Consider the following 13,458-nt stretch of genomic DNA (forward strand, 5'->3'; position numbering starts at 1 on the left):
CGCGTGCTCACCCCGCGACAGGAAGCCCGGCGGCCTTCCACGCCTGGAACCCGCCGATGAGGTCGGTCGCGTGCCGCAGCCCCAACTGCCGCAGCGAGACGGCCGCGAGGCTCGACGCGTAGCCCTCGTTGCAGATCACGACGACCCGCAGGTCATGGCTGACGGCCTCGGCGGCACGGTGGCTGCCCTGCGGGTCGAGGCGCCATTCCAGCTCGTTGCGCTCGACGACGAGGGCGCCGGGGATCAGTCCGTCGCGCTCGCGCAGGGCGGCGTACCGGATGTCGACCAGAAGTCCCCCCGCGGCGGCGGTGTCGCGCGCCTCCTCCGGAGTGACACGGTCGAGGTCGAGCCGTACACGCTCGAGCAACTCGTCGATGCCCACGGGACGCACGTCTGCGGGATGCTCACTCACTGCCAGTCCTCCGGGCGTTCCACGGACTCGAGGCGCAGGACAGGGCCCGTACGGCTGTAGCGGCGGATGCGCGGCAGCGGCGGATAGTAGGCGTGCACGGAGACGGCGTGCTCGCTCGTGGACTCGTTCAGGACCTCATGCACGTGGTTCCGGCCGAACGCCCTGCCCTTGCCGGACGTCAACTCCCGCTCCCGGTCGACCCCTTCGGACAACTCAAGGGTCTTCCAGCCGTCGGTGGGCAGCCGGGCGGCGAGCGAGTTCTCCTTGAGGGTGCCTGCGGCGGTGAGGAAGGCACCTACCGACTCCGCGTGGTCGTGCCAGCCGGTGCCGGTGCCCGGCGGCCACCCGATCAGCCAGGCCTCGCTGCCGCCGGGTCCTTCGAGGCGCACCCAGGTGCGCCCCTCGGGGTCGAGCGGAAGCGACGCGATGAGCTCGGGGTCAGCGGCGCTGCGACGTACGAAATCGAGAAGCTCGGCGGCGGTGGGCGCGGACACCGCCGTGGAGGCATGCGTGGGGGAGGCAGAAGTCGGGACAGCTGGAGAAACGGAGGCAGACACAGGGACCGTCCTGGAAGTTCGCGGAAGGGCGCGCCGACAACCCGTTGGAACGGGCGCGCGAGGGAGAAGGCGAATTCAGAAGGACGGGCGACACACGCAGCCCGCATAGCGGACGAGGTCCATATGGACCCTCCGCCACAGGCGCACATCGGTGTCGGTCACGTTTCGGAGTAGACCATGACGCTGCGTGCCGGTCAACCCACCCATGCTCACTGTGTGGTCGGCCTGCTCCCAGAGGCCGTGCTCTCCACCTTCTCCGTGCTCTTCGTGTCGTCCGCGCGCCGCTTCGGTGCCGGCCCGCCGAGAGCCGCCTCGGCCGCCGTATACAGCTCGGCGGGCCGCACCCCGCCGAGCGCGGTGACCAGGTGGCCGTCGGGGCGGATGAGCAGCACCGAGTGCGCGGGGGCACCGGGGTAACTCTCCGCGACGAGCAGTTCCGCCGGGTGCGGCAGCGCCGTGACGGCGGCGGCGAGCCGGGGCATGATCCCCGCCGTCACCCAGTGCCGCCGCTCCCACACCACCGTGCCGGGCGCGACGAGGACGACGAGCAGCTGCCCCAGGCCGAGCCGGTCGCGCAGCCGCACGAGGGAACCATCGGGCGCCGTGACCGGCACATCGGCCACCGGAGCTCCCGGCTCCGTGGCGACCGCCACCTCGGACTCGGAGGGCGCGGGCGCCAGCGGCGACTCCGCATACGATGCGGGCGCGCCGAGCGGCCCCCGTCCCACATGGCCGTCGGTGAGGAGCATGTCGTGCCCGCGCGCCGACCCCGGCACGTACGAGCGCAGGCCTCCGCCGCCCCGCAGTATCGGCAGCGACTGGTCGGCGGCGCGCAGGCGCGCGGCGACCCCGGCCCGGCGCTCGGCCTGGTAGCTGTCGAGCAGGGCGTCCCGCGCGCCGTGGTGCCAGGCCAGGGCCAGCTTCCAGGCGAGGTTGTCCACGTCCCGCAGGCCCTCGTCGAGCCCCTGCGTACCGAGCGCCCCGAGCAGATGCGCGGCGTCGCCCGCGAGGAAGGCACGGCCGACGCGCCAGCGGCGGGCCAGACGGTGGTGGACGGTGTGCACGCCCGTGTCGAGCAGTTCGTACGGCGGTGTGGAGCCCCCGCACCAGCCCGCGAGGGTCTCGCGGATGCGCACCACGAGGGCGTCGGGCGTCACGAGCTCGCCGCGTGGCGGCAGCAGCCAGTCGAGCCGCCACACCCCGCCGGCGAGCGGACGGCCCGTCACCTCGGCGCCTCCGTGGCGCCACGGAGGCATGCGATGCAACAACGCCTCGCCGGGCCTGGGAAGTTCCGTGCGCAGCGCGGCCACGGCGTGTCGTTCGACGGCCGTACGTCCCGGGAAGCGGATGTCGAGGAGCTTGCGCACCGTCGACCGCGGCCCGTCGCAGCCCACCAGATAACTGCCGCGCCACCAGGTGTCCTTGGGCCCGCGCGTGTGGGCGGTCAGCCCGCCCGCGTCCTGCTCCAGGGAGTCGAGCTTGCTCTCCACGGCGACCTTGACGAGGCGCTCATCGGCGATGGCCGCGCGCAGGGCACCGGTCAGGACGTGCTGGGCCACGTGCAGCGGGGCGGGCACCTCATCACTGAACGTGAGCTCCCGCATCAGCTGCTTGCGCCGCAGGGACCGCCAGCCGCTCCACCGGGCACCCGATTCCGGGGCGCCGAACGAGTGACCGGTGAGCCGCTCCATGAGGGCCGCGGTGTCATCCCGCAGGATGACGGTCCGCGCGGCTCGCTGCTCGTCCTTGCCCGGCCCTTCGTCGAGTACGACGGTGGGAACGGAGTGACGCGCGAGAGCCAGGGCGAGCGCGAGCCCCACGGGGCCCGCGCCGACGACGATCACCGGGTCCACAATGCGTCCCCTCCTGCCGCGAGGGCCCGGGAGCGCTGGACGTACGTACAGAAATTGGCAGTTGGAGCCCGGTGCACGATCACAGAACGTATGCAACCCATTGCCGGTGCTTGCGTCAAGTGACGACGTCGGGAGGAGGCGCCGCAAAAGAAGGAGGCAGCGGCGTGTTGGCCGCTGCCTCCTTCTTCTGTCCTGCCTGCTGATCGGATGGCGGCTGCTAACCGCCGCCCCCACCGTCGCCCCCGCCGCCGCCCCCGGTGTTCTCACCGCGGTCCATACGGATCGTCTTGGGACCGATCGTCTCCAGATTCTCGAGCGCCTCGGGGCCCACCACGGCACCCGTGCTCTTCTTGGACCGCCGCATGCGGCGTTCGAGCCAGGACGCCAGGCTGGTGAGAATCAGGTTCAGCACGATGTAGACCACCGCGACCACGATGAAGCTGGGGATGACGCTCGCGTAGTACGACGCCGCCGTCTTCCGCGCGCTGAGCAGCTCGGCGAAGCTGAGCATCGCGCCACCGAGTGCGGTGTCCTTCACGATGACGACGAGCTGGCTGACGAGTGCCGGAAGCATCGCGGTCACGGACTGCGGCAGCAGCACGCTCGTCATCGTCTGGCCCTTGCGCAGGCCGATCGCCTTGGCCGCCTCTGTCTGGCCCTTGGGCAGCGACAGGATGCCCGCTCGCACGATCTCGGCGAGCACCGAGGCGTTGTAGAGCACCAGGCCGGTGACGACCGCGTACATCGGGCGTGAGTCGACGCTGATGTCCGTGGACGACGAGTAGAACTGGTTGGCGAAGACCATCAGGATCAGCACCGGGATCGCGCGGAAGAACTCGACGACCGCAGCGGCGGGAACCCTGATCCACCGGTGGTCGGAGAGCCGTGCGATACCGAAGAGCGCGCCCAGCGGAAGGGCGATCACCATGGCGAGGCCGGCGGCCTTCAGCGTGTTCGCGAGGCCTGGCAGCAGATAGGTCGTCCATGACTCGGAGTCGGCGAGCCAGGGCTCCCACTTGGCCCAGTCCAGCTGCCCCTTGTCGGACATCATGGTCCAGGCCCACCAGAGGCCCAGCAGCAGCAGGACGAGGAAGAGCAGGGAGAGAAGGACATTGCGCCGTCTGGCGCGTGGCCCGGGAGCGTCGTAGAGGACGGAGGTCATCGCTTCACCGCCATGCGCTTGCCGAGCCACCCGAGTATGAGGCCCGTCGGCAGGGTCAGCACCACGAACCCGAAGGCGAATATCCCGGCGATGAGGAACAACTGCGCCTCATTCTCGATCATTTCCTTCATCAGCAGAGCCGCTTCCGCCACACCGATGGCCGCTGCGACCGTGGTGTTCTTGGTCAGGGCGATCAGTACGTTGGTGAGGGGGCCGATCACCGAGCGGAAGGCCTGCGGCAGCACGATGAGACCGAGGACCTGGCTGAAGCTCAGCCCGAGTGCGCGTGCGGCTTCCGCCTGGCCCAGCGGCACCGTGTTGATGCCGGACCGCACCGCCTCGCACACGAACGCCGCCGTGTAGGCGCCGAGTCCGAGCACCGCGAGACGGAAGCTCATGACGGCGACGTCGTCGGACGCGCCCAGGGTGATGCCGAAGACGTCGGCGAGCCCGAGCGAGCTGAACACGATGATGACGGTCAGCGGGATGTTCCGCACGATGTTGACGTATGCGGTACCGAACCAGCGCATGACCGGAACCGGGCTGACCCGCATGGCGGCCAGCAGAGTGCCCCAGACCAAGGAACCGATGCCTGCGAAGACGGTGAGCTTCACCGTCATCCAGAAGGCCTCGAGCAAGTCGTAGTCTTCAAGAAAGTCGAACACGATCTCCCGCGCTCTCGCATGTGGTGATGGCGAGGTACGCCGCCGCGCTCGGGCGGCGGCGTACCGGCGTGTGCCCTGTCAGTGGAACGGCTTCAGGAGCCGCTCGCACGAGGTCACTTGACGATGTCGCCGATCTTCGGGGCGGGCTCGTTCTTGTAGTTGGCCGGGCCGAAGTTCTTCTTGACGGCCGCGTCCCAGGACTTGTCCTTGACCATCTTCTCGAGGGCCTTGTTGATCTGGTCCTCGAGCTTGGAGTCGCCCTTCTTGATGCCGATGCCGTAGTTCTCGTTGGTCAGCTTCAGGCCGGCGAGCTTGTACTTGCCCTTGTACTGCTCCTGCGCCGCGTAGCCGGCGAGGATCGAGTCGTCCGTGGTCAGCGCGTCGACGGCGCCGCTGCCCAGTCCGTCGATGCACTCGGAGTACGTGCCGTACTCGCGCAGCTGCGCCTTCGGGGCGATCTCCTTCTTGACGTTCTGCGCCGAGGTGGAGCCGGTGACCGAGCAGAGCTTCTTGCCGTTGAGGTCCGTGCCCTTGGTGATCTTGTCATCGGAGCGGACCAGCAGGTCCTGGTGGGCAAGGAGGTACGGGCCGGCGAAGTCGACCTTCTCCTTGCGCTCGTCGTTGATGGAGTACGACGCCGCGATGAACTTCACGTCACCACGCTGCAGGGCGGTCTCGCGGTCCGCGCTGGGGGTTTCCTTCCACTCGATGTCCCCGGCCTTGTAGCCGAGCTCCTTGGCGACGTAGGTCGCGACATCGACGTCGAAGCCGGTGTAGCCGTCCGGCGTCTTCAGGCCGACACCCGGCTGGTCGAACTTGATGCCGATGGTGATCTTCTTGCCACCACCGGAACCCTTGTCGTCCTTGTCGTCCGAGCCGCAAGCCGTGGCGGAGACGGAGAGCGCGAGGACTACGGCGGCCGCCGCGGTGACTTTGCGAGCCTTCATGGTGAACATCCTTTGTTTCGGCAGAAGAGGGTTGAGACGCAGGGGAGAGCGACGCGTCAGTGGTGAAGGATCTTCGACAGGAAGTCCTTGGCCCGGTCGCTGCGCGGGTTGCTGAAGAACTGGTCCGGCACGGCCTCTTCGACGATCCGGCCGTCGGCCATGAAGACGACGCGGTTGGCCGCGGACCGGGCGAAGCCCATCTCGTGCGTGACCACGACCATGGTCATGCCGTCACGCGCGAGCTGCTGCATGACCTCCAGAACCTCGTTGATCATCTCCGGGTCGAGCGCCGAGGTGGGCTCGTCGAAGAGCATCACCTTGGGGTCCATGGCCAACGCGCGGGCGATCGCGACGCGTTGCTGCTGGCCGCCGGAGAGCTGCGCGGGGTACTTGTCGGCCTGCGAGGCGACACCCACGCGGTCCAGGAGACCGCGTGCCTTTGTCTCTGCTTCCGCCTTGGACGTCTTGCGCACCTTGATCTGGCCCAGCATCACGTTCTCGAGCACGGTCTTGTGCGCGAAAAGGTTGAAGGACTGGAAGACCATGCCCACGTCCGCACGGAGACGGGCGAGCTCCTTGCCCTCCTGGGGCAGCGGCTTGCCGTCGATCGAGATGTCTCCCGACTCGACCGTCTCCAGGCGGTTGATGGCGCGGCACAGTGTCGACTTGCCCGACCCGGAGGGGCCGATCACGACGACGACCTCACCGCGGGTGATGGTCAGGTCGATGTCCTGGAGGACGTGCAGAGCGCCGAAGTGCTTGTTGACGTTCTTCAGCACGACCAGGTCGTCCGCCCCGGGCGGTATGGCGTCCTTGGTCACCGATACTTCGGTCACGGCTTGTTGCTCCATCCTCCTCGGTTGGGAGGACAGTAATAACCCGGTGCGACCAGCGTCATTACATCTGAGGGGAAATTGAGCATAACGATCCGGCCGCAACCGGACACTCCGTGTGAAGGGGACGCCCCACCGCGTACCGGCTGCATAACGGAACGTGTCCGTGACCCGAACCCTCTTGACGCGGTCCTTATCCATCGGCGTGGATGCCTTGATGCCTGTGCACGCGCGCATACCGGCCGACGGCGAGCGCGAACGGAACGACCGATGAACCGGAGGGGGCCCGTATGAGACTGCTCCTCGTCGAGGACGACGATCACGTGGCCGCCGCCCTGTCCGCGGTCCTGGCCAGGCACGGCTTCGACGTCGTGCACGCCCGCAGCGGCGAGGAAGCGCTGCAGGCCCTGCTGCCCGGCGAGACGGCGCCCTTCGGAGTCGTGCTCCTCGATCTGGGGCTGCCGGATCAGGACGGCTACGAAGTGTGCGGAAAGATCCGCAAGCGCGGTTCCACGCCCGTGATCATGGTGACGGCGCGTGCCGATGTGCGCTCCCGGATCCACGGCCTGAATCTCGGGGCCGATGACTACGTGGTGAAGCCGTACGACACCGGTGAGCTCATCGCCCGCATCCACGCGGTCATCCGGCGGCCCCCGTCCGGCGCCGCCGAGGGGCCCGCGGACAGCGAGCTGCGCCTCGGCTCCGTACGCATCGAACTGCCCACCCGCCAGGTCAGTGTGGACGGTTCGACGGTCCAGCTGACTCGCAAGGAGTTCGACCTGCTCGCCCTCCTCGCGCAGCGGCCCGGCGTGGTGTTCCGCCGGGAGCAGATCATCAGCGAGGTGTGGCGCACCAGCTGGGAGGGGACGGGACGCACCCTTGAGGTGCATGTCGCTTCCCTGCGCTCCAAGTTGCACATGCCGGCCCTGATCGAGACCGTGCGGGGCGTGGGCTACCGGCTCGTCGCCCCGGCCGCGTAGCGAGTAGCGAGGTCAGGTGCGCTCTCGCCTCCTCCCGCTGCTCATCGTCCTCATGGCGGGTGTGCTGCTCGCGCTCGGCTTCCCGCTCGCGGTGAGCGTGGCGGCGGCGCAGCAGCAGAAGGTGGTCGTCGACCGGATCGACGACACGGCGCGGTTCGCGTCGCTCGCGCAGTTCGTCACGAAACGCCCCACGGGATCACGGCTGCGGGACAAGGACGAACGGCGCGAAACCCTCCAGACCGAACTCGACTACTACCACGAGGTCTACGGGATCAAGGCGGGCGTCTTCTTCCGGGACCGTGAGCCCATGGCTCACGCGCCCGGGGACTGGTTCCTGCCCCCCAGGGGCGCCGAGGTGCGGGAGGCCTTCGAGGAGGCCCTCAGGTCCCGTGGAAGCCACGATCCGCGTCAAGTGTGGCCCTGGCAGCGCGGACGGCTCGTCGTCGCCTCTCCGGTGATCAGGGACGGGGACGTCGTCGCCGTCGTCGTCACCGAGTCGCCCACCGGACGCATGCGGTCGAAGACGCTGCAGGGATGGCTGCTCATCGGTGCCGGCGAGTCGGCCGCGATGCTGCTCGCCGTGGGTGCCGCGCTGCGTCTCACCGGCTGGGTGCTGCGCCCGGTACGGGTCCTGGACGCGACCACGCACGACATAGCGACCGGGCGCCTGAAATCGCGGGTGGCGGCCGCGGGCGGACCGCCGGAACTCAGGCGTCTCGCCCGGTCGTTCAACGAGATGGCCGACAACGTCCAGGACGTGCTCGAGCAGCAGCGGGCCTTCGTCGCCGACGCCTCGCACCAACTGCGCAACCCGCTCTCCGCGCTGCTGCTCCGCATCGAGCTGCTCGCCCTCGAACTGCCCGAGGGGAACGAGGAGATCGCCTCCGTGCGCACCGAGGGCAAGCGCCTCGCCCAGGTCCTCGACGACCTCCTCGGCCTCGCGCTGGCCGAGCACACGGCCGCCGATCTGCAGCTCACCGACATCGGTGCGCTGATGGCCGAACGGGTCGGAGCCTGGCGGCCGCTCGCCGAGGAGCGCGGGGTGCGGCTGACGGACTCCTGCCCGGCGACCACCGGCTGGGCCGACCCGGTCGCGCTGTCCAGCGCCCTGGACGCGGTGGTCGACAACGCCCTCAAGTTCACGCCCGAGGGCGAGGAGGTGCGCGTGGAGGTCTCCTGGAGCGGCGAGCGGACGACCATAGTGATCACGGATGGCGGCCCCGGCCTCACGGAGGACGAACTCGCCCGCATCGGCGACCGCTTCTGGCGCAGCAACCGCCATCAGAACGTGAAGGGCTCGGGCCTTGGCCTGTCGATCTCGCGGGCCCTGCTCACCGCGGGCGGGGGCTCCATCACGTACGCGCAGCACGAGCCGCACGGACTGCGGGTGACCGTCTGCGTCCCGCGCGGGGAACCCGGCCCCACGGCCTGACGGCCTGACGGCGTCCGACGCGGGACGGCTGAACGCGCCGACGGCTACGGCTTGACCGACTGGTAGTAGCGGCGCGCGCCCTTGTGCAGGGCGAGCGGATCCGTGTAGAGCGCCGTCCGCAGGTCCACCAGCTGGGCCGCGTGCACCTTGTCACCGATGTGGTCACGGCTGTCGATCACCGTGCGGGTCAGTCCCTCGGTCAGCTTCGGGTCCGCCCGGTCCGTGGTCACCAGGAGGTTCGCCACGGCCAGGGTCGGTACGGCGTCGTTCTGCTGGGCGTCGGGATAGGCGTCGGCGGGCATCACGGCAGCCCGGTAGTAGCGGGAGGCTCCGCCCTGCTTGTGCAGCGCGTCCACGAGGGTGCCGAGCGGCACGAGACGGATGTCGAACTCCTCGGAGAACTCCCGCACGGTGGTGGTCGGCAGCCCGCCCGACCAGAAGAAGGCGTCGATGTCGCCCTTCTTGAGGAGATCGGGCGCCGTGTCGATGCCGGAGTCCACCGGTGTCAGGTCCTTCCCCGGATCGAGACCCGCGGCCTTGAGCACCCGGTCCGCTATCAGCCGCACGCCCGAGCGAGGCTGCCCGACGGCCACCTTCTTGCCCCGCAGTTCCTGGGGCTTGTCGATGTCGGACGAGCGCCGGACGACGAGCTGTACGTAGTCGTCGTACAGCCGCGCGCAGCCCCGCAGCCGGTCCGCGCCCGTGCGCCCCTCCAGGCGGTACTTCTCGACGGCGTCGGCGGCGGCGATGGTGAAATCGGCCTTCCCCGTGGCCACCCGCTCGACGTTCTGCTGCGACCCCTCGCTGTTGAGCAGCTCCATGTCGACGTCCGGCATGTCATGGGAGGCCGCGGTCCGCAGGAGCTTGCCGTACCGCTCGTACACCGCGTTCTTCACGCCCGTACTGAACGTCATCCGGCCCTTCGGGGAGTCGTCGCCCACCGGGAGGAGCCACCACATCAGGAGTCCGAAGACCACGAGGGCGGCCGCCGCACCCTGGAGTGCGCGGCGCCTGCTGAGGTGGGGGAGTGCCTGGAGCATGCGCGCGATCCTGCCAGGCCACTCGCTGTCATGGCCAGGGCCGAGCTCCCGGCGGGGACACTTCCCGGACCGCCTACCCTTGTCACATGAGCAGCGGAGACCGGGGACAGGCAGTGGGCGTCAAAGGAACGTACGAGGTACGCACTTACGGGTGCCAGATGAACGTCCACGATTCGGAGCGCCTCTCCGGTCTCCTCGAGGGCGCCGGATACGAACGCGCGCCCGAGGGCTCGGACGGCGACGCCGACGTGGTGGTCTTCAACACGTGCGCCGTGCGGGAGAACGCCGACAACCGTCTGTACGGGAACCTCGGCCGCCTGGCGCCGATGAAGACCAAGCGGCCCGGCATGCAGATCGCCGTCGGCGGCTGCCTGGCCCAGAAGGACCGCGACACCATCGTCAAGAAGGCGCCCTGGGTGGACGTCGTCTTCGGCACCCACAACATCGGCAAGCTGCCGGTGCTCCTGGAGCGGGCCCGCGTCCAGGAAGAGGCGCAGGTCGAGATCGCCGAGTCCCTGGAGGCGTTCCCCTCGACGCTGCCCACGCGCCGCGAGAGCGCGTACGCGGCGTGGGTCTCCATCTCCGTGGGCTGCAACAACACCTGCACGTTCTGCATCGTGCCCGCCCTGCGCGGCAAGGAGAAGGACCGCAGGACCGGCGACATCCTCGCCGAGATCGAGGCGCTCGTCGCCGAGGGCGTCTCCGAGATCACCCTGCTCGGCCAGAACGTGAACGCGTACGGCTCGGACATCGGTGACCGCGAGGCCTTCAGCAAGCTCCTGCGGGCCTGCGGGAAGATCGAGGGCCTGGAGCGCGTGCGCTTCACGTCCCCGCACCCGCGCGACTTCACGGACGACGTGATCGCCGCCATGGCCGAGACCCCGAACGTGATGCCGCAGCTGCACATGCCGCTCCAGTCGGGCTCGGACACGGTCCTGAAGGCGATGCGCCGCTCGTACCGCCAGGACCGCTTCCTCGGGATCATCGAGAAGGTCCGCGCCGCCATGCCCGAGGCCGCGATCACCACCGACATCATCGTCGGCTTCCCCGGGGAGACCGAGGAGGACTTCGAGCAGACGATGCACGTGGTCCGCGAGGCACGCTTCGCCAACGCCTTCACCTTCCAGTACTCCAAGCGTCCCGGTACGCCCGCGGCGACCATGGAGGGGCAGATCCCCAAGGAGGTCGTGCAGGCGCGCTACATGCGTCTGTCCGCTCTCCAGGAGGAGATCGCCTGGGACGAGAACAAGAAGCAGGTCGGCAGGACCCTCGACCTGATGGTCGCCGAGGGCGAGGGCCGCAAGGACGGTGCCACCCACCGCCTCTCCGGCCGTGCCCCCGACAACCGCCTGGTCCACTTCACCAAGCCGGACGCCGAGGTCCGCCCCGGCGACGTCGTGACGGTGGAGATCACCTATGCGGCGCCGCACCACCTGCTCGCCGAGGGGGCCGTCCTGAACGTGCGCCCCACGCGCGCGGGTGACGCCTGGGAGAAGCGCAACACCGAGGCGGCGGCCAAGCCCGCAGGCGTGATGCTCGGACTGCCGCAGGTGGGCGCCCCCGAGCCGCTTCCGGTGGCCACCACCGGCGGGTGCGCGCTCGGCTGACCGGGGCGGCGGGCGACGGACGGCGACGGACACACGGGGGACGGGCCGATGGCGCGCTGGGCGCTGATGATGGAGAACCCTCCAGGGCCGGGGGCGTGGCATCTGTTCGAGCAGATGGCCACGGTGGACGGCACGCACGAGGAGGCGGTGCAGCGGTTCGCGGAGTTCGTCCGCCTGTACCGCCCCAAGCACCCGCGCCATCCCGTACGGATGCGGCGCTACCGCACGTCCGACGGCTGGATGGTGATCGGCGACGGCTCGTCCGGTGGCTCCTTCCCGTACCGCTTCTCGATCTCCGAGCTGGAGTGGGACTCGGGCCCGATCACGTATTAGCGGGCATTACGCTGCGGATCATGCTTGTCGCCGCAGCCGTCTGCCCCTGCCCGCCCCTGCTCGTCCCCGAGGTCGCAGCGGGCGCCGCCCCCGAACTGGACGCCGCGCGCGCCGCGTGCACGGACGCCATCGGGGTGCTCGCCGCCTCGCGGCCCGACCGGCTCGTCGTGGTCGGCCCGGCCGAGCAGAGTGGCCGTGGTCCGCATCCGCAGGGCGCCCGTGGGTCCTTCCGCGGCTTCGGCGTGGACCTCGACGTACGCCTTGGACGCTCCGGCGGCGATGCGGCCGAGGGCGGGCTTCCGACCTCGCTCGCCGTCGCCGCCTGGCTGCTCGACCGTACGGAGTGGTCGGCGGCCCCGCTGGAAGGGCTCGGGGTGGGGGAACCTCTGGCGGCCGAGCGGTGTATTCAAGTCGGAGGGGAGATCGCGGCGCGGGCCGACCGGGTGGCCCTGCTGGTGATGGGCGACGCCAGCGCGTGCCGCACGCTGAAGGCGCCGGGGTATCTGGACGAGCGGGCCGCCGGGTTCGACGCGGAGATCGCCCGTGCGCTGGGGGCCGCGGACGTGGCGGCGCTCAAGGCGCTGGACGAGGAGCTGGCGTACGAACTGAAGGCGGCGGGCCGGGCGCCGTGGCAGGTGCTCGCGGGCGCGGCCGAGGGCGCGGGCCTGAGCGGCGAGCTGCTCTACGAGGACGCTCCGTACGGCGTCGGGTATTTCGTGGCCGCCTGGTCCTAGCGGTCCTAGCGGTCCTGGAGGGGGTCTGGTCGGGCCGGAGCGGTCCGTACCGCGCACGCGGCCGACGCACGGCGACGGCCGTGGAGCCGGTGGTGCTCCACGGCCGTCCGCCGGTGTCGTTCAGCCGGTGCTTCAGGGCGCCGTCGGGGGCGTCGGAGGGGCGGTGCCGCCGCCCTTGTCCGTGCCCGCGTCAGGCGTCCCGGCGAGGCGGTCCACGGCATCCTTCGCCTTGCCCGTACCCGTCTGGATCTTGTCGCTGTACTTGCCCTTGGTCTTGTCGTCGACCACCTTGGCGGCCTTGTCGAGACCTTGGTCGATCTTGTCCCCGTGCTGCTGCGCGAGGCCCGCGACCTTGTCCTTCGCCGGGGCGAGCTTGTCTTTCAGGCTCTGCAGGAAGCCCATCGGTTACCTTCCCTCGCCGGGAGAGTCACTTGCGGGCGCCCTCGTCGGCCTCGTCGTTGTCGGCGGCCTTCTCCGCGGACTGCTGCTTCGGGATGTCCACGTTCTCCGCGGCAGCCTCTTCGGTGTTCTCCGTCTCGCCCTCGGTCTTGGCCTCGGTGTCGGCGTCGGCCTTGGCCTTGGCGTCACCGGCCTCCGTGCGAGCCTCGGCCTGGTCCTCGGCGGCAGCTTCGGCCTTGGCCTCTTCCGCGCCGGTCTCGGCCTCGGGGGACTCCGTCGCCGTTTCCGGCTCGGCCGTCAGGACGGCGGCTGCCGCGTCGGACGTTGACGCCTCTTCCGTGCCCTTGGACTTCCGGCGGAACCGTGCAAAAACGCCCATATCTACTCCATACGGTACTCGTGTGGGCGAAATCCCGCGCCGCCCGGTGCGCCCTGTTGCGCCGCCCGGGTCGCCGATCCTCGAAACCGGCGGCCGGAACCTCGCAACAGGCAACGACCCCGGGC

At 69.9% G+C, this 13,458-nt stretch carries 16 protein-coding genes; 5 read left to right on the forward strand and 11 right to left on the reverse strand.

What is annotated here, in order from left to right; all coding sequences use genetic code 11:
• Nucleotides 1–7: 7 nt before the first annotated feature.
• From AC07AG_RS36185 to AC07AG_RS36220, 8 genes are all read right to left on the reverse strand, one after another.
• Nucleotides 8–412 (reverse strand): rhodanese-like domain-containing protein, encoded by a 405-nt coding sequence (locus tag AC07AG_RS36185; RefSeq protein WP_478760703.1) that lies wholly within the window; start codon nt 410–412, stop codon nt 8–10.
• Entirely contained in the window at nt 409–969 is a 561-nt protein-coding gene (locus AC07AG_RS36190; protein ID WP_478760704.1) for a cupin domain-containing protein, read from the reverse strand. The genes AC07AG_RS36185 and AC07AG_RS36190 overlap by 4 nt, the downstream gene beginning before the upstream one ends.
• A gap of 75 nt (nt 970–1,044) precedes the next feature.
• Nucleotides 1,045–1,176: a putative leader peptide gene (locus AC07AG_RS36195; RefSeq protein WP_478760706.1), complete on the reverse strand. Its 132-nt coding sequence runs from the start codon at nt 1,174–1,176 to the stop codon at nt 1,045–1,047.
• 2 nt (nt 1,177–1,178) lie between these two features.
• Nucleotides 1,179–2,822 carry an FAD-dependent monooxygenase gene (locus AC07AG_RS36200; RefSeq protein WP_478760708.1) on the reverse strand — a complete coding sequence of 548 codons (1,644 nt, stop codon included), beginning with the start codon at nt 2,820–2,822 and terminating at the stop codon, nt 1,179–1,181.
• 217 nt (nt 2,823–3,039) lie between these two features.
• Entirely contained in the window at nt 3,040–3,984 is a 945-nt protein-coding gene (locus AC07AG_RS36205) for an amino acid ABC transporter permease (protein ID WP_478760709.1), read from the reverse strand.
• Entirely contained in the window at nt 3,981–4,649 is a 669-nt protein-coding gene (locus AC07AG_RS36210) for an amino acid ABC transporter permease (RefSeq protein ID WP_478760710.1), read from the reverse strand. The genes AC07AG_RS36205 and AC07AG_RS36210 overlap by 4 nt, the downstream gene beginning before the upstream one ends.
• A 113-nt stretch (nt 4,650–4,762) precedes the next feature.
• Nucleotides 4,763–5,596, reverse strand: a complete 834-nt coding sequence (locus AC07AG_RS36215) for a glutamate ABC transporter substrate-binding protein (RefSeq protein ID WP_478760712.1) — start codon at nt 5,594–5,596, stop codon at nt 4,763–4,765.
• Nucleotides 5,597–5,652: 56 nt separating this feature from the next.
• A complete protein-coding gene (locus AC07AG_RS36220; protein WP_160507590.1) occupies nt 5,653–6,432 on the reverse strand; it encodes an amino acid ABC transporter ATP-binding protein in 780 nt (259 codons plus the stop codon).
• Nucleotides 6,433–6,719: 287 nt separating this feature from the next.
• Here AC07AG_RS36220 and AC07AG_RS36225 point away from each other — a divergent pair, with 287 nt between their 5' ends.
• On the forward strand, nt 6,720–7,409 hold the full coding sequence (locus tag AC07AG_RS36225; RefSeq protein ID WP_249587342.1) for a response regulator transcription factor: 690 nt from the start codon (nt 6,720–6,722) through the stop codon (nt 7,407–7,409).
• A 16-nt stretch (nt 7,410–7,425) separates the two neighbouring features.
• On the forward strand, nt 7,426–8,841 hold the full coding sequence (locus tag AC07AG_RS36230; RefSeq protein ID WP_478760714.1) for a sensor histidine kinase: 1,416 nt from the start codon (nt 7,426–7,428) through the stop codon (nt 8,839–8,841).
• Between the two features lie 44 nt (nt 8,842–8,885).
• On the opposite strand, the gene AC07AG_RS36235 is transcribed toward AC07AG_RS36230, so the two are convergent.
• Complete coding sequence (locus tag AC07AG_RS36235) at nt 8,886–9,881, reverse strand: TAXI family TRAP transporter solute-binding subunit (protein ID WP_478760716.1); 996 nt, start codon at nt 9,879–9,881, stop codon at nt 8,886–8,888.
• Nucleotides 9,882–9,967: 86 nt separating this feature from the next.
• Between AC07AG_RS36235 and miaB the strand changes: the two genes are divergently transcribed.
• Genes miaB through AC07AG_RS36250 form a run of 3 tightly spaced genes read left to right on the forward strand, consistent with a single transcriptional unit; the run spans nt 9,968 to nt 12,555 of the window.
• The gene (gene miaB, locus AC07AG_RS36240; protein ID WP_478760717.1) at nt 9,968–11,488 is read left to right on the forward strand and encodes a tRNA (N6-isopentenyl adenosine(37)-C2)-methylthiotransferase MiaB; all 1,521 of its coding nucleotides are present in this window, start codon (nt 9,968–9,970) and stop codon (nt 11,486–11,488) included.
• 48 nt (nt 11,489–11,536) lie between these two features.
• Nucleotides 11,537–11,821, forward strand: coding sequence for a hypothetical protein (locus AC07AG_RS36245; RefSeq protein ID WP_478760718.1), 285 nt, complete (start codon nt 11,537–11,539; stop codon nt 11,819–11,821).
• A 20-nt stretch (nt 11,822–11,841) separates the two neighbouring features.
• Nucleotides 11,842–12,555, forward strand: coding sequence for a class III extradiol dioxygenase subunit B-like domain-containing protein (locus AC07AG_RS36250; RefSeq protein WP_478760719.1), 714 nt, complete (start codon nt 11,842–11,844; stop codon nt 12,553–12,555).
• 132 nt (nt 12,556–12,687) lie between these two features.
• Here the strand turns inward: AC07AG_RS36250 and AC07AG_RS36255 are convergent, their stop codons facing one another.
• On the reverse strand, nt 12,688–12,957 hold the full coding sequence (locus AC07AG_RS36255; protein WP_478760720.1) for an antitoxin: 270 nt from the start codon (nt 12,955–12,957) through the stop codon (nt 12,688–12,690).
• A gap of 25 nt (nt 12,958–12,982) precedes the next feature.
• Nucleotides 12,983–13,333 carry a hypothetical protein gene (locus tag AC07AG_RS36260; protein WP_478760721.1) on the reverse strand — a complete coding sequence of 117 codons (351 nt, stop codon included), beginning with the start codon at nt 13,331–13,333 and terminating at the stop codon, nt 12,983–12,985.
• Nucleotides 13,334–13,458 lie beyond the last annotated feature (125 nt).

The organism is Streptomyces sp. NPDC044044, assembly GCF_056434405.1.